Annotated in this window: 15 protein-coding genes; 9 read left to right on the forward strand and 6 right to left on the reverse strand. The window is 71.7% G+C overall.

The genetic code is table 11. The annotated features are described in order from the left end of the window. Window positions 1-86 precede the first annotated feature (86 nt). Window positions 87-1,007 carry an LppM family (lipo)protein gene (locus IIE03_RS01780; protein ID WP_192861001.1) on the forward strand — a complete coding sequence of 307 codons (921 nt, stop codon included), beginning with the start codon at window positions 87-89 and terminating at the stop codon, window positions 1,005-1,007. Window positions 1,008-1,088: 81 nt separating this feature from the next. Here the strand turns inward: IIE03_RS01780 and argS are convergent, their stop codons facing one another. Further along, entirely contained in the window at window positions 1,089-2,912 is a 1,824-nt protein-coding gene (argS, locus tag IIE03_RS01785) for an arginine--tRNA ligase (RefSeq protein ID WP_318842742.1), read from the reverse strand. A gap of 464 nt (window positions 2,913-3,376) precedes the next feature. Here argS and cysS point away from each other — a divergent pair, with 464 nt between their 5' ends. Beyond that, a complete protein-coding gene (gene cysS / locus IIE03_RS01790; protein ID WP_192861003.1) occupies window positions 3,377-4,804 on the forward strand; it encodes a cysteine--tRNA ligase in 1,428 nt (475 codons plus the stop codon). Between the two features lie 67 nt (window positions 4,805-4,871). On the opposite strand, the gene IIE03_RS01795 is transcribed toward cysS, so the two are convergent. After that, window positions 4,872-5,627, reverse strand: coding sequence for a C39 family peptidase (locus IIE03_RS01795; RefSeq protein ID WP_192861004.1), 756 nt, complete (start codon window positions 5,625-5,627; stop codon window positions 4,872-4,874). 30 nt (window positions 5,628-5,657) lie between these two features. Next, a complete protein-coding gene (locus tag IIE03_RS01800; RefSeq protein ID WP_192861005.1) occupies window positions 5,658-7,373 on the reverse strand; it encodes an outer membrane protein assembly factor BamB family protein in 1,716 nt (571 codons plus the stop codon). Window positions 7,374-7,689: 316 nt separating this feature from the next. Between IIE03_RS01800 and IIE03_RS25540 the strand changes: the two genes are divergently transcribed. The 5 genes from IIE03_RS25540 to IIE03_RS01820 all read left to right on the forward strand — a co-directional run bounded on the left by IIE03_RS25540 (window position 7,690) and on the right by IIE03_RS01820 (window position 11,949). Beyond that, window positions 7,690-8,007, forward strand: a complete 318-nt coding sequence (locus tag IIE03_RS25540; protein WP_225997100.1) for a helix-turn-helix domain-containing protein — start codon at window positions 7,690-7,692, stop codon at window positions 8,005-8,007. Next, entirely contained in the window at window positions 8,004-9,002 is a 999-nt protein-coding gene (locus tag IIE03_RS01805; RefSeq protein ID WP_225997101.1) for a tetratricopeptide repeat protein, read from the forward strand. The genes IIE03_RS25540 and IIE03_RS01805 overlap by 4 nt, the downstream gene beginning before the upstream one ends. A gap of 445 nt (window positions 9,003-9,447) precedes the next feature. Next, window positions 9,448-9,849: a hypothetical protein gene (locus IIE03_RS01810; RefSeq protein WP_192861006.1), complete on the forward strand. Its 402-nt coding sequence runs from the start codon at window positions 9,448-9,450 to the stop codon at window positions 9,847-9,849. Next, window positions 9,846-10,724 (forward strand): HAD family hydrolase, encoded by an 879-nt coding sequence (locus IIE03_RS01815; RefSeq protein WP_192861007.1) that lies wholly within the window; start codon window positions 9,846-9,848, stop codon window positions 10,722-10,724. Before IIE03_RS01810 ends, IIE03_RS01815 begins: the two co-directional genes overlap by 4 nt. 241 nt (window positions 10,725-10,965) lie before the next feature. Beyond that, window positions 10,966-11,949, forward strand: coding sequence for an alpha/beta hydrolase (locus tag IIE03_RS01820; protein ID WP_192861008.1), 984 nt, complete (start codon window positions 10,966-10,968; stop codon window positions 11,947-11,949). Window positions 11,950-12,041: 92 nt separating this feature from the next. On the opposite strand, the gene IIE03_RS01825 is transcribed toward IIE03_RS01820, so the two are convergent. Continuing rightward, the gene (locus IIE03_RS01825) at window positions 12,042-17,747 is read right to left on the reverse strand and encodes a hypothetical protein (protein WP_192861009.1); all 5,706 of its coding nucleotides are present in this window, start codon (window positions 17,745-17,747) and stop codon (window positions 12,042-12,044) included. A 227-nt stretch (window positions 17,748-17,974) separates the two neighbouring features. On the opposite strand from IIE03_RS01825, the gene IIE03_RS01830 reads away from it, so the two are divergent. Both IIE03_RS01830 and IIE03_RS01835 read left to right on the forward strand, forming a co-directional pair. Next, complete coding sequence (locus tag IIE03_RS01830) at window positions 17,975-19,822, forward strand: DNA-3-methyladenine glycosylase 2 family protein (RefSeq protein WP_192861010.1); 1,848 nt, start codon at window positions 17,975-17,977, stop codon at window positions 19,820-19,822. 41 nt (window positions 19,823-19,863) lie between these two features. After that, window positions 19,864-20,448 carry a methylated-DNA--[protein]-cysteine S-methyltransferase gene (locus tag IIE03_RS01835; protein WP_192861011.1) on the forward strand — a complete coding sequence of 195 codons (585 nt, stop codon included), beginning with the start codon at window positions 19,864-19,866 and terminating at the stop codon, window positions 20,446-20,448. A gap of 141 nt (window positions 20,449-20,589) precedes the next feature. On the opposite strand, the gene IIE03_RS01840 is transcribed toward IIE03_RS01835, so the two are convergent. Both IIE03_RS01840 and IIE03_RS01845 read right to left on the reverse strand, forming a co-directional pair. Continuing rightward, on the reverse strand, window positions 20,590-21,519 hold the full coding sequence (locus IIE03_RS01840) for a carbohydrate ABC transporter permease (protein ID WP_192861012.1): 930 nt from the start codon (window positions 21,517-21,519) through the stop codon (window positions 20,590-20,592). After that, window positions 21,516-22,502 carry a carbohydrate ABC transporter permease gene (locus IIE03_RS01845; RefSeq protein WP_225997102.1) on the reverse strand — a complete coding sequence of 329 codons (987 nt, stop codon included), beginning with the start codon at window positions 22,500-22,502 and terminating at the stop codon, window positions 21,516-21,518. Before IIE03_RS01845 ends, IIE03_RS01840 begins: the two co-directional genes overlap by 4 nt. Window positions 22,503-22,597 lie beyond the last annotated feature (95 nt).

Raw genomic sequence — 22,597 nt, forward strand, 5'->3', positions numbered from 1 at the left:
TCAAAGTTGAGTCTATTCCGCTCAACTTTGCGTCGTGGCAGGCGCGGGCCTTGGGCGGCGGGCCGTCCTGCGGCACACTGGCCCGCGTGACTCCTCGCCCGGGACCTGCCGCGCGCCGCCTCCTCGCGGCGGCGACCGCCGTCGTGCTCGTGCTCGCACTGTCCGGATGCGTCCGGATGGGGCTGGAGCTGGAGCTCGCGCCCGACGACGTCGCCCGGCCGAACCTGGTCCTCGGCGTCGAGGACCAGGTCCTGGAGAACACCGGCCAGTCGGCCGAGGACTTCATCGACACCCTGGTCCGGGGCAACGATCCCGCCGACACCGCCGTCCGCGTCGAGGACTGGGCGGCCGACGGGTACACGGGCGAGCGCTACGTCTACGGCGAGGTGAACATCTCCCAGGTCGGCACGGCCACGAGCCTGCCCGTGAACGTCGTGCGCGAGGGCGACGAGTACGTGGTGTCGGGCACGCTCGATCTCACCGCCGACGGGCTCGGGCTGGGCGGGGGCGCGTCGCTCGACGACATCGACGTCGTCGTCGACATCGCGTTCCCCGGCCCGGTCACCGAGTCGAACGGCACGATCGACGGGAACACCGTGCGCTGGGACCCGCCGCTGGGCGGGCAGTACGAGATCCACGCCCGCGGCTCCGCCGTCGTGCCGGCGGAGCCGTCCCCGACGCCGGAGACCGGCACGGCGGCGCCGGGCGGCGCGACGACGTCCGGCGTCCCCGACTGGCTGGTCCTCCTCATCGGCGCCGGCGGGCTCGTGATCCTGCTCCTCCTGGCGATCGTGGTGTGGCAGGCGCTCCGCGTCCGCAGGAACGACGACGGCGCGCACCCGGGCGGGCCCGCACCCTACCCGCAACAGCCGCCCTACTCGCCGTACCCGTATCCGCCGCAGGGCTACGCGCAGCCAGGACCTCCGCCGCCTGGACAGGCCCACCCCCAGCAGAACGTCACGCCGCCTAGGCCGAACCGGCCGCCCAGCATTCCGCCGCAGGGCTGAGTCCGTGAAGGTCATGGGCCACCCGCGAACAGCCTTCCTGATCCACCGACGCGTGTCGGATTCGACCTTCGACTGCAGTTCTCACATGCGTTCGGGTGCGGTGATGCCGAGGAGTCCGAGGCCGGTGTCGAGGGTTCGGCCGGTGAGGTCGCACAGGGCGAGGCGGTTGGTGCGGGTGGTGGGGTTGGGGGCGGTCAGGACGGGGCACGTGTCGTAGAACTTGGTGTAGGCGGTCGCGACGGCGTAGAGGTAGCCGCACAGGCGGTGGGGTTCGAGGGTGTCGGCCACGTCGCGCAGGGCTTGGTCGAACTCGTCCAGGGCGAGTGCGAGGGCACGCTCGGCGGGTTCGAGGGGCGCGGTCACGTCCACACCGGCGAGCATGCCCGGCTCGCCGGCGTCGGGTCCGGCTGCGGAGGTCGCAGCGGTGCCGGTCGCCGTGGTGTCGGGTGGTGTCTGTTCGGCTTTGCGGAGGATGGAGCGGATGCGGGCGTGGGCGTATTGGAGGTAGACGCCGGTGTTGCCGGTGAAGGAGACCATCTGGGCCGGGTCGTACACGTAGTCCTTGGTGCGCGTGTTCGACAGGTCGGCGTACTTGACCGCCGCGATCCCGGCGGCGTTCGCGATCGCGTCCAACTCTTCAGCGTCCAGGCCGGTGTCCCGTTCGGCCAGGATCGCATGCGCGCGCCCGACCGCTTCGTCCAAGAGATCGGTCAAGCGCACAGTGTCCCCGGAGCGGGTCTTGAAGGGGCGTCCGTCGGTGCCCAGCACGGTCCCGAACGCCACATGCCGGGCATGCACGCTCTCGGGTAGCCAGCCGGCGCGGCGTGCGGTGTCGAACACCAAGCGGAAGTGCAGCGCCTGGCGGGCGTCGACCACGTACAGGATCCGGTCGGCCCGATACTCGTCCACGCGCAGGCGGATGGTGGCCAGGTCGGTGGCGGCGTACCCGTACCCGCCGTCTCGTTTGCGCACGATCAACGGCACCGGGTCTCCGTCGGCGTTGACCACGCCGTCGGTGAAGGTGACCATCGCGCCGTCGGACTCGATCGCGATACCGGCTTCGGTCAGGGCCTCGACGATGCCGGGCAGGGCGGGGTTGTAGCGCGATTCCCCGTCGAAGTTGTCGTGGTCGAGCTGGATGTTCAGCCGCTGGTAGATGGCCTCGAACGCGGTCTCGGACTCCGCGACCAGGTCCCGCCACGTGGCCACCGTCGCCTCATCCCCGGCTTGGAGGGCCACCACGCGGGAACGGGCGCGGTCGGCGAAGGCGGGGTCGGCCTCGAACTCCTTGCGCGCGGCCTTGTACAAGCCGTCCAGCGCGTCCATGGTTTCGGCGCCCCGGCCGCGCCAGGCCGCGTCGGGGTGTTCGTCCAGGTATTGGATGAGCATGCCGAACTGGGTGCCCCAGTCCCCGATGTGATTCTGCCGGATCACTCCTGCGCCGAGGTGGTCGAAGACGCGGGCCAGGGTGTCACCGATGATCGTGGAGCGCAGATGGCCCACGTGCATCTGCTTGGCCACGTTCGGCGCCGAGTAGTCCACCACCACCCGCTCACCGGTCCGCGACGTGCTCACGCCGAGACGGTCATCAGCGAGACGCGCGGCCACGTTCGACCAGATCATCTGGTCCGGAACCGTGAGGTTCAAGAACCCCGGACCCGACACCTCGGCGTCGATCTTCGGGCTCTCGCCTTCTGCGACGTGGGTGACGACGTCGGCGGCGATGTCCCGGGGAGCCCGGTGGGCCTTCTTCGCCACGGCCAAGGTGGCGTTGGACTGGAAGTCCGCGCGGTCGGATCGTCGGACCACCGGGTCGGCGCCGGCCAGCTCAGCCGGCAGCACCTCGGTCAGGGCAGCCTGAACGGCTGCTTCCACCTGGTCCTTGATCGCGACAACGTCAGTCACGCGGAAGCCTCTCATCTGATAGGGAGACCCGCCCAGGCGGCGGGTCGGGGCAAGTCTACGAACGACCCGCCCGTCAGGACTGGTCAGAACGGATGCGCCGGGCGGGGAGCGCTTCGGAGCAAGTCCCTTCGACGTCCTGAGCGGACAACGTGAGTAGAGGTCACAGTGTCCCTGGAGACAGCCTGGAAGTGAATCGCACCGATAGCTGGTTCGGCGAGTCGGTCGGGGTGACTTGTGCGGCTAGTCACCTCGGCTGGTCGCCTGCGTCTTGGCCTCCCGCTGGAGCGACATTGGCCATAGCCTGCTGAGCGAGCGAGAGACCCGAGTCGTTGTGGGCCCGCTCCGAGCGGACGCGGCAGGGTGGCTCGTAGCGCAGGTCGCAGGGCCGTCACGTCACGGGTTGAACGCCGGCCATCTCGTCGTAGGTTCGCTGCACTCATATCGGACAGATCTGGAGAGTAGGCATGGGGATTGCCCTGTACAACACGCTGACGAGGCGCGTGGAGCCGCTTGAACCGATGACGCCCGGGGTCGTGCGGATGTTCGTATGTGGCCCCACGGTGTACGACCTCGCTCATGTAGGGCATGCCAAGACCTACACCCAGTTCGACTTTCTCGCTCGCTACCTGCGGCTTCGCGGCTTCAAGGTGACGTATGCGCAGAACATCACCGATATCGACGACAAGATCATCCGTCGCGCCCACGAGCTGGGGCGTGAGCCCCGTGATGTTGCCGCGGAATTCGAGGACGCCTACCGACAGGACATGTCGGCGCTCGGGAACACGGAGGTGGATGTCTACGCGCGTGCGCATGACCACATCGATGAGATCGTCGCTCAGGTGCGGGCGCTGGTCGATCGTGGGCATGCCTACCAGTTGGACGACGGGTGGTACTTCGACCTGTCCACGTTCCCGGGCTACGGCAAGCTCTCGGGGCGGACCGAGGCCGCCGAGGGCGACTCCGTGGCGCGGATCGACGAGAACGACGCCAAGCGCAATCGTGGCGACTTCGCGTTGTGGAAAGCCCGGAAGCCGGGCGACCCGTCCTGGGACACATCGTTGGGACCGGGGCGGCCGGGGTGGCACATCGAGGACACCGCGATCACGGAGGCTCTTTTCGGTCCGCAGTATGACCTGCACGGCGGGGCGGTCGACCTGATCTTTCCCCACCACGAGGCGGAGATCGCCCAGATGGAAGCGGCCTCGGGCAAGGAGCCGCTGGTACGCCATTGGGTACACACCGGTCTGCTGCGCGTCGACGGCGCGAAGATGTCCAAGAGCTCGGGCAACTTCCTGACGGTTCGTGACGCTCTCGCGATGAGCGACTACCGGACCTTGCGGTACGCGTTCCTGTCCCAGCAGTACCGGTCATCGATGGAGCTGTCAGTGACCGCGCTGGAGCAGGCACGGAGTGCGCGTCGCAGGGTGGAGAACTTCGCCCGTCAGGTCGATCGGTCCGCGCAGGAAGCCTCGATGGCCGTGGATGCAGCGGAGGAGGCGTGGACCGAAATGCTTATGCGCCTGGACGACGACCTGGATACGCCGGCCGCGCTGGCTGTGCTGTTCGGCTACATCCGGGAACAGAACCGCAGTGACCTGCAGCCAGGGCCGTCGGCGGGGCAGCTCCTTGACCGCGTGAACGAACTGTTCGACGTGTTCGATCTGGAGGTCCGGTCTGCGGATGACGCCGAGATCGAGGCCGAGCTTGTGCGTCGCGCTGAGCTGCGCAAGGCGCGCGACTTCGCCGCTGCCGACCAGATCCGTGACACTTTGGCCAGCCGGGGGATCGTGATCGAGGACACCGCTGACGGCACCCGCTGGTGGTTGGCCGACGACACGGACTCGGATGATGACCGTGACCAGGCAGCGCCGGGCGTTAGCGCTGACGGCTGACTGGCAGCAAAGGCGAGCGCGGTGCCCAGGGGGATCCTGGGCACCGTGCTTGCTTCGTGCGTGCAGGTCAGGCCAGCTGGTGTTCCCGGACTGGGACGTCCACGACCGAGCGGACCGCGACTCGTGCTCGGCTTCCGACGACGTCCTGGAAGGGGTAGGGGTCGTACCCGAGGCCGAGACCGGCGACGGCGATCTCGATCTCGCCGTCGACGGGGTGGTGCTCCTCGACGACCCAGGTGAGTTCCGCGTCGCCCTCCGGGGTGATGAGGTCGGCCCACTGGCGGGCCTTGTCACACGCGAGGCCGTCCGGGAGCTTGATGCTCGCGTTGAGGGCAGTGATGGACCGCAACTCGCACCGGGCGTGCGGGTGGCGGGGTGCACCGACGGTGACGACCAGCTGGTTGGTCGTCGGTCCGACGGCCTCGATCCGGGCGGACATGGACATGGGTGCCGGCATCGCGGCGAAGCACGCGGTCGTGTTGCACAGCAGCAGAGCCAGGTCCTGTGAGGTGAGGGCGGTCAGGCCGTGGCGGTCTCCGCCCCACTCGGCGCGCCACGGGTCGCCGACGAGGAAGGTGCCGTCCTCGTCGGCGTAGCCCACGACAGCCACGACGTGGCCTTCGCGGTCGACCTTGTGCACCAGGTCGTTGTCAGGCATCGGGTAGGCGACCCCGGGGTGGAGCCGGACGATCACCGAGTACCCGGTGGCCAGGTGCTCCTTGAGGTTGGCGATGAACCGCGGCTGGAACGGGTCGTAGCTGCCAACCGGCAAGAGACCCGCGCCGTCCAGCGCGCCGGTGCTGATGTCACGGACGGTGAGCATTGCGCATCCTCTCCTTCTTCGTGTTGCCGGTCATTGCGTCGAGGCGTCGTGGTGACCGCCCTTCTCCCACTCCTCGATGACGCTGACCACGTCCGACTGTGTCGGCGTCCGGGAGAGCATCTCCGGGAGTGGAAGCGAGGACGAGGCGATGATCCGGGCAGATCCGCCTCGCCAGATGTGGTGGGGGTCGATGCCCTGCCCGCGCATGTACTGCGCGGCATCCTCGGCCAGGCCGGGGTCGACGGACTTGCCGTGCGCGGCGAGGACGGCTGTGAGCACAGGGCCGCCGGAGTTCGCGCGAGAGGTGGCGGGTGCGGGCAACTCGGCGTCGCCGAGCGCCCGGGCCTGCGCGACTTCCGGGCGCCGCATGGAGCCGGTGTCGATGACGAAGCTCATGACCCGCCGATTGGTGCCGGAGTGCAGGCGACCGTAGATCGCCACCTCGGCGTAGCGCTTGTCTTGGTCGACCTCGCCCGCCCAGTAGTACGAACGCGGGCCGCTGCGCAGCATCCGCTCGTGGCCGGTGCGTCCGAAGTGCCGCAGGTCCAGGTCGATCTCGTCGGGGTGCTCGTCCGTCTGGTACTCCACACGGAGGAAGTCGCGGTCGGTGCCCATCACGTACTCGGACTCGATACTTGGTGAGGCGCCGGCATCGGTCAGGGAGACCGAGACGAGATAGCCGTCCGCAGGTGGGTCACCGCCGCAGATGAGGATCCGCTCGGCGTCGGCGACCACAGGTGCGGAGTACGCGTTGAAGCCGATCGGGACTTCCCAGCTCACCGAGAGGTCGGTGAGACTGCGCTGGCTCAGCCAGGCGCCGCCGTGTACGTAGACGCTCCCGTCGTGGATCGCCGGTGTGGACCAGATCCCGAGCGGATCCACCTGTGTCGAGCGAATCACGTTCCCATCGATCGCCCCCAGGAGATGCAGAGCACCTTCGAGTGTCCCAACCGCCACGAGGCCGTCCGCGACACACGGTGCCGACCGCACCGCGACGCCACGGTCTGGGAGTTCGGTCTTCCACCTGATGGTTCCCGCCTCGAGGTCGACCGCTACGACGTGACCATCGCTCGTTCCCGCCACCACCAGGCCGTTTGCCGTGTCCAGCGCCGGGCCGGCCGTGTCCGAGGCGACGACGTAGTCCCGGCCGATCGGCGTAGCCCAGGAGACTCGGCTCGACGACCTCTCGAAACACACGAGGGCCAAGGACGCACCGTCACCGCGACGTAGGCCGGCGAGCGAGTAGAACCTCCCGTCGGAGACCACCGGCTTGCCGAAGAAGATCGATCCTGGGAGCACGGCAAGCTCGGTGACACCGTCGACGCCGAACTCAAGGATGTGATTCCCGATGAAGGTGATGTACCGGCTGCCCACCGCTACCGCCGTCGACCGGATGCGTGACCCCAGGTCAGCTTCCCAGCGAACTCGGCCATCGCGGGGGTCGAGCGCCGAGTACTTGGTGAACGAGTTCGGAACGCACAACTCGTCGGTATCGGCGTTGTAGAGGCTCTGCGCGTACGACCCCATCGGGAAGGAACGCCGCCAACGTTCCTCATGGCCGTCGGTCGTCAGCCGATAGTCGAACGTCTTGGCCTGATCGTCGTAGCCGACAGCAAGAATCCCGTGCGGCGTCACCAGGGGCACACGACCAACGCCGTGCAGCGACGTCGCTGCCAGAACAGTTGCACGAACGTCGCAATCCTTGCGGGGCGTCGCTCGCCGCCAGAGCTTGTGATCGGACCTCATGCGATCACCTCCTTACTCACGTGTGGTGCGGTACGCCCGGCCGTGGCTCTCGTGGCCCGAAGCGCTTGGGACCACCACGTTTCCCCTGGTGACGTGCCGGAAGTGAGCCGCGCGGGTAGCCGGTCCGGCGAGTCGGTCGGAGTGACTCGTGCTGCTAGTCACCTCTGCTGGTCACTTGCCTCGGAGCCTCCCGTCGGAGTGGCATTGGCCATAGCCTGCTGAGCGAAGGAGAGACCAGCGTCGTTGGGGGCCTGCCATGAATGTCGACCCGTACGGGAACGAGCCGATCAGTCCGGCGGTCTGGGAGCGCGCCGAGATGCGCACCGCCCTGGCCCGCCGCGACCTGAAGCAGGTCTACGAACTGTTGCAGCGTGCCGGCATCTCCCAGCGTTCGATCGCGCGCCGCACGATGCAGAGCCCGTCGGAGGTGTACGAGATTCTCCGCGGCCGACAGGTCCTGGCGCACGACGTGCTGGTCCGTATCGCCGACGGGCTCGGAGTGCCGCGCGGATACATGGGAGTGGCTTATGACGAGTCCACCGAATCGGTGCTCGACATGGCGGTGGCGAACGTCTCGACCGATCCTTCTGAGCGTGAAGAGGCTCGCCGGATGTGTCACACGCCGCGAACATGACCATGGAAGCTGACGTCGCCGACGTGGCCTCATGGTGGCAGCCGGTAGAACGGCAGACCGCCCCAGTGCCGACAAAGGTCGGAGCTGCCGACGTCGTCCAGCTCAAGTCCTTGACCGCCACGATGCGCGCCGTCGACTACCAGTACGGCGGTGGAGCGTGCCGCGATGCGATCGCCGCCCAGGTGCGATGGGCGCAGCAGCTGCTCCTGGCCGACACCTCGGAGAAGAATCGTCACGACCTGCTTGTCGCCCTGGCTGATCTGCATAATCTCGCCGGGTGGACATCATTCGATACCGGGATGTTCACGGTGGCCAGGCGTCACTTCTCCCGCGCCCTGGAGCAGGCAAAGGCCGTGGGCGATCAGTCGTTGTCAGCAAACATCCTGTACCGGATGGGGCGCCTTCATCTGCATCGAGGACTCCCGCACGAGGCACTGAGATTCTTCCAGCTCGGACAGATCGCAGCGCAGGACTCCGGGTGCGGTGTGACGACCTCGATGATCTGCGTCAACGAAGCCTGGGCATATGCGGCCCTGGGCGACCGCACTCAGATGGGCCGCTCCCTGAACCGCGCGAGAGTCGAATGGGAGCACGCCGACCGTGACCGCGCGGCAGCATGGGTGCAAGAGTTCGGCAGGTCCGACCTGCACCTCCACGCTGTGACGGGCGTCGTCCTCACCACAGGACCCGACGTCCCCGCAGCAGACATGGAACAAGCCATCGGGCACATCACTCATGCTCTCGACCAGCGTGGCCCCGAGATGGCTCGCAGCCGAACCTTCGATCTCACCGCCCTCGCGACAGCCCACCTGCGTACGGGAGACATCGACGAAGGACTACGTGCCGGCCAGGATGTCGTCGCAAGCGCCACAACAGTCCGCTCCGTTCGGACGCTGGACAGATTCGAACCGCTCCAGACCGCACTGAACGACGTGCCGCAGAACGAAAACACAACGGCACTGCAGCGTCAGCTGAGCACGCTGCGAGGTGCCTAGAAACGGCAGTCCCGAACGCTGCCCACGGCGAGAGGGCACGGCCGCTTCGACACACTCCGCGCCGAAGACCCACCGCGATGGCCCCGCCATGACTGACCGGCTCGTAGCCCAACCAGGTCTGCTCAGCGCTGCACCCGCCCACCCATGGCGGCCGTGCCCCTACGGCCGCGGGCGCCCACGGCTCTCTCTGCTGACTCGTCGCGACGTTGCGGCCTGCACGGATACGCGTGCAAGAGCTGACTCCCCGAGGCGCCCAGCCGCGCTAGGCACCGCGCCCGCCTCCCGTAGCGGGCCACGCCTGCGACTCACATCGCGACAGAACTCCGATGGAGCCTGAGAACAGCCCCGCAGACGTCGGCCGGAAGGGATCGCCGTCTGCGGGATGCACCAACCAGGCCGAACGGTCTGATCCGCGACGTGACCCCGAACGCCGAGGGAGTCCCTCATGACGTCGACCACGCCCCGCCCGACCGCCGTCGGGTACGTGTCCGCGTCCGATCCGGAAGTCCTCGATGCGCAGCGTCACGCCGTCACGGAGTACGCGCGGGTCGAGGGGTTCGCGCTGGCGCAGATCGTCACGGACAGGTTCGACGGGTTCACGCTGAGCCAAGTCGTCCAGGCCGCCCGCCTGCACGAGGCGCGGCTGGTCATCGTTCCCGCCGACACCACCCTCGCGACGGCGCATGCCCGCCTGGTTCACGAACTCGAGCCCGACGGCGCGGCCTGCACCGTCATCGACGCCTCGGCCGCGGCCGCCGTCCAACCCCGGACCGACGCGGTGGCGCCACGTCTGACCGACGCGCTCCGACCCCGCACCGCCCGACACGCAGCAAGGACGACGCAATGAACGCCACCCACACCATCCCGGTAACCACAGACCCGCCCACCACCGCAATCACTGCCACGGCGGACGGGCCCATGCTCGTCGCGCTCGACGTCGACGGCACTCTCCTGCCCGAGGGCACGATCGACGTGCCGCCGGTCAACGCGGATGCCGTGCAGGACGTGATCGCCGCCGGCCATCATGTGGTCCTGTCCACCGGAAGGTCGCTGGTCGGGGTGATGCCGGTGGCCGCCAGCCTCGGGCTGACCAGCGGGTGGGTGGTCGCCTCCAACGGCGCGGTGACCGCACGCCTGACCCCGAACGCCCCAGGCGGCTACGAGATCGCCGACGCCTTCACCCTCGACGTGCCGCCCGTCGTCGCCCTCGTGCGCGAACTCATGGCCGAGACCCAGATCGCCGCCGAGGAGGTCGGCTACGGGTATCACGTCACCCGTGAGTTCGAGGCCGGGCTGCTCAACGGACGCCAGACCGTCGTCACCCACGACCGTCTCCCCGAGGCCACCCCGCGGCTCGTGCTGCACGCGCCCGGCGTTACCACTCTGCTGGGTCACCTGCGCACACTCGACGTGACCGCTACTCCCGCAGGCGAGAACTGGATCGACCTGGCCGTAGGTCTGGTCTCGAAGGCGACGGCGCTCTACCGCATCCGGCGCCGCCTGGGCGTCCACCCCGACCGCACCCTCGCGATCGGAGACGGCGCCAACGATCTGCCGATGTTCAAATGGGCCGCCACCGCCATCGCCATGGGAGACGCGCCCGCCGCCGTCCGCCTAGCCGCCGACGCGGTCACCGGCACCCTCCAACAACACGGCGCCGCCTCCATCCTCGACGCCATCGCCGCAGGCAAACCCCCCACCCCACCAGCCGGCTGCCACTGAACCGGCCACCACAGAACTTGCCGCCGGTGCACCGCCCCGCACCGGCCGCAGGGCCCGCCGCCGCCCGGACCAGCGGCGGGAAGCGGGCCGGGACCTCCACGGTCCCGGCCCGCCATATGCGGCCCGAGATAGTCCGGTGAGTCGTGCACCATCACAAACGCCGCCGGAGATCCGCCCGTCGGACCCGTGCGACGCTCTAGAATCGCGGCATCTCTCGCCCTCGCCGCAACGGAGCCGCCCGATGAGTTCCTGGTCCCCCGACGTCCTCGGTGACGGCTTCGAGGCGCGCTCGCTGTCCGTGCCCGCTCCCCGGCGTTCCCGCGGCGTGCGACGCGGCAGTGGCGCCTCGTCGCCGGACGACCGCGCGGCGACGCTCGTCCGGCACGTGGCCTCGACCGGCACCGACACGGCCAGGCCCGCCGTCCTGTACGTGCACGGCTTCGTCGACTACTTCTTCCAGACCCATGTCGCGGAACACCTGGCGGCCGCCGGTTACCCGTTCTACGCCGTCGACCTGCGCGGATACGGGCGTTCGGTGCGCGAGCACGACGACCGGACCATCGTTCCGTTCGTGCACGAGCACGCCGCCGACCTCGACGCCGCGACGGACGCCGTCCGCGCGGAGGGGCACGAGCGGATCGTCATCCTGGGGCACTCCACCGGTGGCCTCATCGCCTCGCTGTGGGCGGCCGCGCGGCCGGGCGTCGTCGTCGGCCTCGTGCTCAACTCGCCGTGGGTCGACCTGAACCGGGGCTGGTTCGACCGCGTCGTCACCACGCAGCTCATGCGCGGGATCGGCGCCGCGGCGCCGCGGGCCCGGGTCAGCGCGCTGGGAGGCGACTACGCGAACGCCATGCACCGCGACCACGGCGGCGAATGGGACTTCGACCTGCGGTGGAAGCCCGACGCCGCGTTCCCGGTGCGGGCGGGATGGCTGAACTCGGTGCGTCGCGCCCACGCACGCCTCGCGCGCGGGTTGTCGCTGGACATACCGGTGCTGGTCACGACGTCGGACCGGACGACGCCGGGCCGGACCCGCGAGGAGAACACCGGGACCGACGCCGTGCTCGACGTGCGACACATGTGGAAGCGCGCGCCGAAGCTCGGCTCCGACGTCCAGGTCGAGATCATCCCCGGCGGCTCCCACGACCTCGCCCTGTCCCCCGCCCCGGCCCGCGATCTGTACCTCAAGACGATCACGGACTGGCTCGACACGCGATTCTGACGACAGCCCGCCACACACCTACGCCGTCGTGGCACCTCGTGACGGTTCCGCCGGGTCAACGGTCGAGCCTCCGAGTCCGGCAACGGCGCGTGTCAGCGCAGGTCGCGGAGGTAGGCCGCCGTGCCGCCCGATGCCGCCGTGCGGCGCTCGTCGAGAGTGGCGATGATCAGCAGCACGATCGCCGCGGGAACGAGGGTGAGGATCCACGGCAGGGGCGAGACGCCTACGCCGAGCTTCGCGAACACCACCAGGACCTCCACGCCCAGAGTGACGACCCCGAGCCAGAACGGGGCCGAGAGGCGCAGCCGTGACCCCGCGAGCACCGCCATGAGCGCGACGAACACCACGCCGCTGGCGCGGACCGTGAGCGGGTCGGTGGCCGTGGACAGCACGGACGGGCCCACGAGCGCCAGGATGCCGAGGGCGAGCGTCCGCCACGAGCCGGCGAACCCCACCGGCCAGGTGCCGATCCGCGGCGGCGTCCCGCCCGGCGCGCCCGCCGCCGTCGTACCGGCCGCCGTCGCGCCCGCCGTCGCGGAACCCGCCGTCGCGCCCGCCCGGTCCCGCCGGATCCCGTCCCGCAGCGCCACCCAGCCCGCGAGGATCAGCGCCACGCCCAGCGGCGCGGAAAACGTCTCCACGCGTAGCTCGCGCGGTGCCCACGCCGCGATCGCGACGAGCGCGGCACACACCCAGACGAGCCACGGCGGCGCACCCACCGCGCCGCCCGCGACCAGTCGGCGCACGCCAAGCACCAGCAGCGTCAGGAGGCCGAGCTCGACCACGAGCAGGGTGATCACGGCGCCCCAGGCGGGCTCCATGTGGGCCAGCACGGACGCGGTCCCCAGCACGAGCGCGGGGACGAACCCGTATCCCCGCAGCAGGCCGGTGAGCCGCGGCCCCGCCGCCGGCCGCGCCGCGAGCACGCTCAGCACGAGCACCGCGACGGCGACCGCCGCCCAGACCAGCCCGACGACGAACGCGGGATCGGTCGCGGCCGGGATGCCGACGAACGGCTCCCCGATCCGGTCGACGGTGGACGACGACGCCCCGCCGACGTCCGCCACCCGGCTCCGCACCCCGCGGTCACCGGGCCAGGCGCCCGGCATCGGCGCCACTCGCCACGACTCGATCACCCCGGCGAGCGCGGCGAACGCGGCGGCCCCGGTCAGCCCGAGCCGCGCGGGGCGTGCCCAGGTGAGACGCCCGGCCAGGAGTGTGGAGCCGAGCGCGGCAAGCGCGACGGCCGCGAGCGCCCAGGCCCGCCAGTCTCCGGCGTCGGCCCTGGTCAGGTAGACGATGAAGGTGGGTACGACGGCGAGGGCCACGCCCGCGCCGGCGAGCGCCCAGGCGTTCCTCGCGGGACGTGGGGGCGCGGTCGGCCCGTCGGCATCCCGCGTTCCCGGCCTGTCCGCCCGGCCGCGCAGGCCGTCGTCGTCCCCGTCGGTCGTGCGAGATCTTCCCAGCCGCCAGGCGATCAGCACGCCGACCAGGACGGCGCCCGCGGCGGGCGGGAACGTGTAGGCCTCGACCAGGCGCACGCCCCGCGAGGAGAGCGCCGTCCACAGCGCCGCGAGCAGGAGCGCCCCGGCGAGCAGCCAGACTCGCCTGCGTCCCCGCTCGCGCGCGACGAGCGCGGCGCCGGCGGCGAGGACGAGCAGCACGGCGACGGCGATGTCGGGCCCGGCGGCCGGGCGCGCGTACGCGAGGAGGATCGTGATCGACCCGGTGAGCAGCGCGGAACGCTCCAGCATCCCGCGGATGACGCGGGCGAGGTCGGGGCCGCCGTCGGGCACCCGCGCGTCGATCCGCTCGGCGACCCGCGCGGCTCCGGCAGCGACCGCGGAGACGAACGTCGCCGCGGTGGGCAGCACGTACGGGGACCCGGAGACCTCGAGGATCATCGCGCCGGCGCTGGTGATCATCACCGACGCCGTGGGAAGCAGCAGGAACGCCGACCCCGCGCGGACGAGCACGGGCAGGCCCGCCCGGGCGGTGAGCAGCAGCACCAGCTCGAGCGCGAGCATCGCGGCCGCGGCGCCCGCCGACCACCACGTCCGCTCGAACACGACGGTGACGACGCCCGCCAGGAACGGCAGCGCCGTCACGCCGAGCACCACGTACCACTCGTTCCGCGAGGTGCGGCTGCCGAGCGTGACGGCGATCGTCACGAGCGACGCGACCGCGGACACGGTGCAGACCGCGGCGACGAGCGACAGGTCGAGCCATGCGAGCACCACGCCGAGCACGACCAGCGGGTACACGTACGCGACGCCGACGAGCCACGGGTGGGCGGGCCTCGGGTACGTGCCGCGCAGCGCCAGGACGAGGGCAGAGACGGCGAGCGCTCCGGCGACGGCCGTCGGGCGGGAGAGCCACGAGTACGCGCCCAGCAGGGCGATCACGGCGACGCTGCCCGCGAGCGCGGCGTGCCGCACGTGCCGGCGTTCGACGGCGGCGACCGGGCGGCCGCCGATCACGCGTAGGCCCTCGGCCGCGCGGGCCAGCACTCGGCCCGCGTTCTGGACGGCGTCCACGACGGGGACGAGACGGGGCCACGCGGCCTGTCGCGCGGCGGTCGCGGCGACGAGCGCGAGGCCCAGCAGCCCCAGGAGGACGAGCGTGGCAACGGCGGGGAGCCCCGGGTGCAGGGTGAGCCCGACCATCGCCAGCAGGGCGAGGTACGGGGCGGCGAGCCGTTCGAGCCGGGCCGGGTGGTCTCCCGGGGCGAGCCGCGTGGCCAGGAGCGTGATCGCCGCCAGGGCGACGGTCCCGAGGCCTGCCCAGGCGGGAAGCGCGGAGGCGACGCCGGCGCCGAACATCGGGCCGACGGGGGCACTCGCGGGCAGGAGCCAGTCGGCGCGCGGGGCCGACAGCGCGGCGGCCCACAGGTCCATCGCGCGGCCCAGCACGAGGATCGCCGCGGGCACGGCAGCGGCCGCCACGACGACCCAGCCGCTCAGCAGCAGGTCGTCGCGGGTCCGGGAGGCGAGCGCGCCGTGCACCGATCCGAGCCGGGCGGACCGGATCAGGCGCGGCGCGGTCAGCACGGCGAGGGCGGTCCACGCGCAGGCCGCGCCGAGGGGCGCCCACCCCACGGACGGGTCTCCCGGCCCCCAGCCGAGAAGGGCCCCGGCGGCGACCGCGAGCGCACCACCGGCGAACAGCCAGATCCGGTGGTGCGTGAAACGCCGCAGCAGGGCGGCGGTCACGGCCGCCAGCGCGACGAGCACGGCGGTGCCGCCCGTCCCGGGCAGCAGATCCGGCTGCTGGACGCCGATGGACCTGATCACGGCGATCACGACGGCGACCCCGGCGCCGACGTCGAGCACGGTCCGCTCGGGAGCGAAGCGAGCCGCGAGACGCAGTCCGGAGACGACGTCGGCCGCGCGCGGCAACAGCGTCAGGAGCGCCGCGGCCAGGTAGGCGAGGGAGATCGGCCAGCTGACGCCGAACTCCGCGTCGAGCACCCCGACCGCCCAGAAGGGCAGCAGCGGCGCGGTGAGCAGTGCGGCCGAGAGCCAGGCGCGAACGCGCAGCCAGTGCCCGGCGACCGCGCCGAACAGGATGACGGCCAGCCACAGCGCTGCCGAGGTGAGGGGGAACCTGCCGGAGAGCGCGGTGTCGGGCGGGGAGCCGAATGCCGCCACCAGCGGCAGCGCGGTCGCGGCCGCGAGGGCGAGCGGGATCCCGGCACCCCGGACAAGCCGAAGGAAGAACAGCTCGGCCCGGAACGTCGCGGCGGGGTCGGTCACGCCGAGGCGCCGTGCGATCGGCCCCACGACCCGGCCGCCCACCCACGCCAGGACCGCCACCAGGAGGAACTCGCCGGTCCACCGCCAGGCAACGCCCGGCATGCCGCCCAGGAACGCCGGCTCGCCGAGCAGGGGGAGCGGCAGGACAGCCAGCAGGGCCACGGACATCCACGACCGGACGCGGAGTGCCCAGCCCGCCCCCAGGGCGACGGCCACGACCGCGGACCACAGCACCGTCGTCGTCCCCCAGCCGTTCAGCGGCGGGATCGCGGTCGCGAGGCACGACGCCAGGAGGGCCAGCGGGAAGCCCGCGCCGCGGACGACCCGCAGCACTCCGGCCTCCGCGGTGAACGGCCGCCCGAGCCCGTCCCCGAGACGCCGGGCCGCCCGGGGCAGCCCGCGCAGGGCCACCAGTGCGGTGAAGGCCGTCACCACCCCTGCGGACGTCCACGACCACGCGCTCCACGCCGAGACGGGCAGCGCGGCGGCGACGAGCGCCGGGACCGCGAGCGACGCGAGCACGGCGGCGGTCACCCAGGAGCGCACCCTCAGCAGGTACCCGCCCAGCAGCGCCGCCGCGACGACGGCGGACCACAGGATCGCCGTCGTCCCCGCGTGGGACAACGGCGGCGTCGCGGGCGCGGCGACGGACACGACGAGCGCGGCCGGGATGCCGGCGGCACGCACGACGCGCAGGAACTGGGACTCCGCGTCGAAGGGGGTGACGGGGTCGTCGCCGAGCCGCCGGCCGAACGCCGGCACGGCGCGCATCGCGGCCAGCGCAACGAACGCCACCAGCACGCACCCGAGGGTCCACCACCAGGCGGACCACGGCGCCGACGTCGTCCACGCCGCTCCGGGCACGCCGGCCACGGCGAGCGCCGGCGTCGCCGGCGCGGCCAGCGCGGCGACGGACATCCAGGAGCGGATCCGCAGCAGGTACCCGCCCGCGACGGCCACCGCGACGACCGCGGACCACAGCGCCGTGATCGCGCCCATCCGGGTGAGCGAGAGGATCTCCGTGGCCATGAGAGACGCCGCGAGCGCGGCCGGGAGCGCCGCCGCCCGGACCGCGCGGAGCATGCCGCGCTCGACGCCGAGCGACGTGCCGAGGCGCGTCGCGATGGTCGGCACGAGGCGCATCGCCGCCCACGCCACGAAGGCGACCAGCACGAACGCCGCGACCCACCACCAGGCCGACCAGGCCGACCGTGCCGGACCCGGCAGGCCCGCGGCCGCCGACAGGGGTACCGCCAGCGCCGCGACCAGACCCGCCGACGCCCACGTGCGCACCCGCAGCCGGTACCCGACCGCGACGAAGGCGGGCGCCAGCCCGGCCAGGACGACGGCACGCGCCATCGCCGGGTCCAGCCCGCCGAGGAACCCCGCCTGCATCGCCAGTTCGACGTCGACCCAGCACAGGACCGCGGCGAGGGCGGCGACGGCCTCGCTCGTGGTCCGGAGGCCGCCACGGCGGAGCAGGGCCGCGACGGTGGCCGCCGTCACCGTGACGATGCCGGTGACGACCGCGCGCAGGGCCAGGTTGTCGCCGAACGTGAAGAAGACGAAGACGATTGCCGCGACGGCGAGCAGCGCCGCGCCCGCACCGGCGAGGATCGGCTGCATCGAGATGTCGCGGCGCGGCCGGAGCCGCTTCGCGGGCGATCGGGGCGGTGCCGCGACCCGGACCGGGGTCGACGGCGTCCTCCGACGGGCCGGGGCGGATCGTCCCGCCTCGCCGGCGCCAACCTTCGGGGCGGCCGGCAGGCTCGTGGGAGCCGGTGGCAGCTCGCGCTCCGCGGGCGCTGTGACCCGTTGGAGGGCGTGCGCGGCGCGCATCTCGGCGATCAGCGCGTCGCGGCGGCGCAACAGGCCCGCGGCCTCGAACGACAGCCGCCGCACCTCGTGGGCGCGGTCGACGCCGAGGTCGAGGCCGCACCTGGTGCACACGGACGTCACGAGGTCCGTCCCGCAGTCCGGGCACCTCGTCGTGTCCGTGAGCCGACGTTCGATGTCACGCCATGGCCCCCACATGTCGGTCATGCGGCCCAGCGTGGCGGAGTCCCTGCGGCGCGCCGGGGATATGTGACGCTCCGCCCGGAATCTTCCCAGGTTCTCCCCAGGAATCGATCCACCGCGTCACGGATCGCGGGTCGGCTGCCCCGAGGTCCGCGGGCAGCGCGTCGAACTTCCAGGGCTGTGCCGGGCGGCGCATCGTCGCGTCCGATTCCCGCTAGCCGCTGCTCCCGACGGCGGCGCACGATGGGACCATGACCGACGTCGTCCACGACTCCCCAGCCACCCGGGACACACCCGACGGCCTGCTCTTCGCCGAGCGGTACCGCGCCATCGCGGCGCGTGACGCACGCTTCGACGGGCAGTTCTTCACGGCGGTCCGGACCACCGGGATCTACTGCCGCCCGTCGTGCCCGGCGCGCACCCCGAAGCCGTCCAACGTCACCTTCTACCTGACCAGCGCCGCCGCGCACGACGCCGGGTTCCGGGCCTGCAAGCGCTGCCTCCCGGAGGCCACGCCCGGCACGCCCGAATGGAACCTGCGCCGGGACCTCGCGGGACGCGCGATGCGGCTCATCGCCGACGGCGTCGTCGACCGCGACGGCGTCGAGGGGCTGGCCGTGCGGCTCGGCTACTCGGTACGGCAGATCAACCGGCTGCTGGTCGCGGAACTCGGCGCCGGCCCCCTGGCACTGGCCCGCGCGCAGCGGGCACAGACCGCGCGGGCCCTGCTGACCGGCACGGACCTCAAGCTGGCCGACGTCGCGTTCGCGGCCGGCTTCGGCTCGATCCGCCAGTTCAACGACACGATCGCGGAGATCTTCGCGGCCACGCCGTCGGAGATCCGGGCGCGCGGGCGCGGCGCCAGGGGCGGTGACGGCGCGGTCGGGGGGTTGCCTCGGGGCCGGGCGATCGCTCGCACGACCACGCGGGAAACCCCCGACCACACGGAGGAGTACGCTCGGGACCGCGTGGAGGACCACGGGGCCGAGCGGCAGTCGCTCCGGCTCAGCCTGCCCGTCCGGCTGCCGTTCGACGCGCGCGGCGTGCTCGAGTTCCTCGCCGCCCGCGCCGTCGACGGTGTGGAGTCCGCGGATCTCGCGGGCCCCGCGCTCCGCTACGCCCGGACCGTCGCTCTCCCGCACGGACCGGGTGCCTTCGAGGTGCGCTACCAGGAACCGGACCACGGCACCGGCCCGGCGGCCACGGTGCTGCCCTCCGGCACCGACGGCCGGGATCGCCACTCCTCGACGCCGGCCGGCGAGCCCGGGGCGACGGTCCGCGCACGGGGCGGGGTCCCGGGCGCCGACCGTGCGGGGAGCGCACGGGGCGGAGCCCCGGGCGCCGACCGTGCGGGGAGCGCACGGGGCGGAGCCTCGGGTGCCGACCGCGCCGCAAGCGTCGGTGTCACGCTCGAGGTGACGCACCTCGCCGACGTACCCGTCGCCGTGTCCCGGATCCGGCGGCTGCTCGACCTCGACGCGGACCCCGTCGCCGTCGACGACGCCCTGGGCGCCGATCCCGGCCTGGCCGCGAGCGTCGCCGCCGTGCCGGGGATCCGCGTGCCGGGCGCGGTGGACGCCGGCGAGCTGCTGGTGCGGGCGATCGTCGGGCAGCAGATCAGCGTCGCGGCCGCACGCACGCACCTGTCCCGTCTCGCGGCGGCGGTGGGGACGCCGTACGTGTCCGGCATCGCCGGGCTCTCACGCCTGTTCCCCACGCCCGATCAGGTGGCCGACGGCGCACGCGACCACCTGCGGCTCCCCTCCCGCAACGTCGCCGCCATCGAGTCGACCACGCGTGCGCTCGCCGCGGGCGACCTCACCGTGACCGTCGGCGACGACGCCGACGACCTACGCGAACGCCTTGTCGCGCGGCCGGGGATCGGTCCCTGGACGGCCGGCTACGTCGCGTTGCGCGTGCTCGGCGACCCGGACGTCCTCATGGACGGCGACGTCGCGCTGCTGGCGGGCGCACGCACGCTGGGCCTGCTCGACGGCGAGGCGAAGCGCTCCCGGCAGTTCCGGGAACTCGCCGAGCGCGGCTCGGCCTGGGCGCCCTGGCGGTCCTATGCCGCCATGCATCTCTGGCGCAACGCGTGACCCGCCGCCGACCCGCACGACCCAACCGAAAGGAACCCGCCGTGCACGCCACCACCCTCGACACCCCGGACGGACCGTTCACCATCATCGGGTCCGAGGCCCCGACCGGCCCGGACCAGCCTGACGCGGCCGTCCTCGCCTCCGGCTGGACCGACGACGCCGAATCCCTCGTCGCCCTGATCCACCGCTCCCTGCGCACGGATCCCGTGAGCGGTCACCCGCCGCGGACCGCCGGCCTCACCCGGGACCACGGTCCCGCGCCCGCGGCCGACGCGCAGCCGCCGTCGGCCGGCATCCTGACCACGGCCACCGAGGCCGTCCTGGCCTACTACGACGGCGATCACGGGGCCCCGGCGCGCGTGCCGGTGCGGCAGGCGAGTGGCGAGTACCGCACGCATGCCTGGGACGTGCTGCGCGACGTCGCGCCCGGCGAACGCCTCACCTACACGGAGTACGCGGCCCGGACCGGGCGGCCTGCCGCGGTACGCGCCGCAGCGGGGGCCTGCGCGATGAACGCGGCGGCACTGTTCGTACCGTGCCACCGCGTGCTGCGCACGGACGGCACCCTGGGCGGCTTCCGCTACGGCCTGGAGATCAAGCAAAGCCTCCTGGCCCGGGAGTCGTGAACCCGGAACCGCCGGGGCAGCGAGGACCGTCACCTCACCACCCCGGCAACCGGTCCCGGGCCGCCGGACCCGTTGCGACGACCGAGGACGCGACGCAGGAGCGCCCGCAGCGGCGGAGCCCGGCGGCTCCGGAAAACGCAGTCAGCCCTTGACCGCTCCCGCGAGCATGCCGCGCACGAAGTACCGCTGCAGCACCAGGAACACGATCACGGGCACCACCATCGAGATGAAGGCGCCGGCCGACAGCACGTGCCAGTCACCGCCGCGCGAACCCGCCAGCTCCGCGATGCGCACGGTGAGCGGGAAGGTCCGCAGATCGCCCATGACCAGGGCGACGAGCAGGTCGTTCCACACCCACAGGAACTGGAAGATCGCGAACGCCGCGATCGCCGGAGTGAGCAGCGGCATCATCACCTGGAAGAAGATCTTCACGTGGCCGGCGCCGTCGACCCGCGCCGCCTCGACGAGCGATCGCGGCACGTCCTTCATGAAGTTGTGCAGCAGGAAGATCGCCAGCGGCAGGGCGAAGATCGAGTGCGACAGCCAGATGGTCCAGAAGGTGCCGTTGATGCCGAGGTCGACGTACGCCGACAGCAGCGGCACCAGCGTGATCTGGATCGGCACGATCTGCAGGGCGAAGACCGCGATGAACAGGATGTCGCGCCCCTTGAAGTCGATCCACGCGAACCCGTAGGCGGCCAGGAGCGCGATCGTGATCGGGATGAACACCGCGGGCAGCGTGACCACGAACGAGTTCACGAAGAAGTCGATCATGTTGGTCGAGCTGCCGAACAGCGCCGTCTCGTAGTTGCGCAGCGAGAACACGCCCTCGCCGGCGAGGGCGTCCCCGAAGACCGTCCACCACCCGCTCGTGCGGATGTCCAGTTCGGGGCGGAACGAGGTGACCAGCAGGCCCACGGTCGGCACGGTCCAGAGGACCGCGATCACGATCGCAAGGGTGCTCGCCCACGGATTGCTGAGCGCCTTGCGCGCCTTGCGCGCCCGTTCGTTGATGCCCGACGACGCCGGGCGGACCGGCTGCGGCGGCATCTGCGGCGTTGTCGTGGTCATCGGATCTCCTCCACCTTGCGCTGCTGGCGCACGTTGTACACGACCACCGGGACGACGATGACGAACAGCAGGACGGCCAGTGCGGCGGCCATGCCGGCGTCCTGCTGGCGGAAGCCCTGGTCGTAGAACTCGAGGGCCACGATCGACGTGCCGAACTGTCCGGCCGTCATGGTCCGCACGATGTCGAAGGTCTTGAGCGTGGTCATGGCGATGGTGGTGAGGACGACGACGAGCGCCGGGCGGATGCTCGGGATCGTGATGCGCCAGAACATGCCGAGCCCACTGACGCCGTCGAGCCGCGCGGCCTCCGTGATGTCGGTCGGGATCGCCTTGATCGACGCCGAGAGCAGCGTCATCGCGAAGCCCGTCTGGATCCAGACGAAGACGACCATGATCAGGAAGGTGTTCAGCGGCCTGCCCAGCAGCCACTGCTGCGGTTCACCACCGAGCCACACCAGGAACTGGTTCAGCAGACCGGTCTGCTCGACGCCCTCAGGCTTGAACTCGTAGACGAACTTCCAGATGATCGAGGCGCCCACCATGGAGATCGCCATCGGCAGGAAGACGAGCCCCTTGGCGAGCTTCTCGAACCGGCTGCGATCCACGACGTAGGCGTAGACCAGGCCGAGGAAGGTGGCGACGAGCGGCGCCACGAGGACCCACAGGGCGGTGTTCCCCAGCACGACGAGGAACTGGGGCTCCGTGAAGGCCCGCACGTAGTTGGCGAGGCCGATGAATTCGCCGGAGTTGCGGCGCAGGAACGATGTCCAGATGGTGTGCACGGCCGGGTACACGAGCCCGGCCAGCAGCAACAGCAGGGCGATGCCGGTGAAGCCGAAGCCGACGAACCAGCGCGCCGGGTTCCGCGGGCGATCGACGACGAAGAGGATGATCGCCATCAGCGCCACGAACAGCCCGATCGCGATCAGCATGAGAAGCAGCTTGTGCACCGGGTCGTCGCCGGCGTGCAGTAGCCAGTCCAAGGGAGTTCTCCTGACTTGAGGGGTGCGGTCCGCGTCGTCGGGGACCCTGATCTGCTGAGACGGCCCGGCGGTGACGCACGCGAGGGGGCGTCACC

The sequence above is a fragment of the Myceligenerans pegani genome (genome assembly GCF_014892515.1).
GTDB classification, from domain to species: domain Bacteria; phylum Actinomycetota; class Actinomycetes; order Actinomycetales; family Cellulomonadaceae; genus Myceligenerans; species Myceligenerans pegani.

Excerpts from the sequence above, each read along its gene's own strand:
- cysS (WP_192861003.1), top strand. The coding sequence starts at position 3,377 with ATGGGGATTGCCCTGTACAACACGCTGACGAGGCGCGTGGAGCCGCTT.
- IIE03_RS01810 (WP_192861006.1), top strand. The coding sequence starts at position 9,448 with ATGACGTCGACCACGCCCCGCCCGACCGCCGTCGGGTACGTGTCCGCG.
- IIE03_RS01800 (WP_192861005.1), bottom strand. The coding sequence starts at position 7,373 with ATGAGGTCCGATCACAAGCTCTGGCGGCGAGCGACGCCCCGCAAGGAT.
- IIE03_RS01795 (WP_192861004.1), bottom strand. The coding sequence starts at position 5,627 with ATGCTCACCGTCCGTGACATCAGCACCGGCGCGCTGGACGGCGCGGGT.
- IIE03_RS25540 (WP_225997100.1), top strand. The coding sequence starts at position 7,690 with ATGCGCACCGCCCTGGCCCGCCGCGACCTGAAGCAGGTCTACGAACTG.
- IIE03_RS01805 (WP_225997101.1), top strand. The coding sequence starts at position 8,004 with ATGACCATGGAAGCTGACGTCGCCGACGTGGCCTCATGGTGGCAGCCG.
- IIE03_RS01825 (WP_192861009.1), bottom strand. The coding sequence starts at position 17,747 with ATGACCGACATGTGGGGGCCATGGCGTGACATCGAACGTCGGCTCACG.
- IIE03_RS01820 (WP_192861008.1), top strand. The coding sequence starts at position 10,966 with ATGAGTTCCTGGTCCCCCGACGTCCTCGGTGACGGCTTCGAGGCGCGC.
- IIE03_RS01830 (WP_192861010.1), top strand. The coding sequence starts at position 17,975 with ATGACCGACGTCGTCCACGACTCCCCAGCCACCCGGGACACACCCGAC.
- IIE03_RS01840 (WP_192861012.1), bottom strand. The coding sequence starts at position 21,519 with ATGACCACGACAACGCCGCAGATGCCGCCGCAGCCGGTCCGCCCGGCG.
- IIE03_RS01815 (WP_192861007.1), top strand. The coding sequence starts at position 9,846 with ATGAACGCCACCCACACCATCCCGGTAACCACAGACCCGCCCACCACC.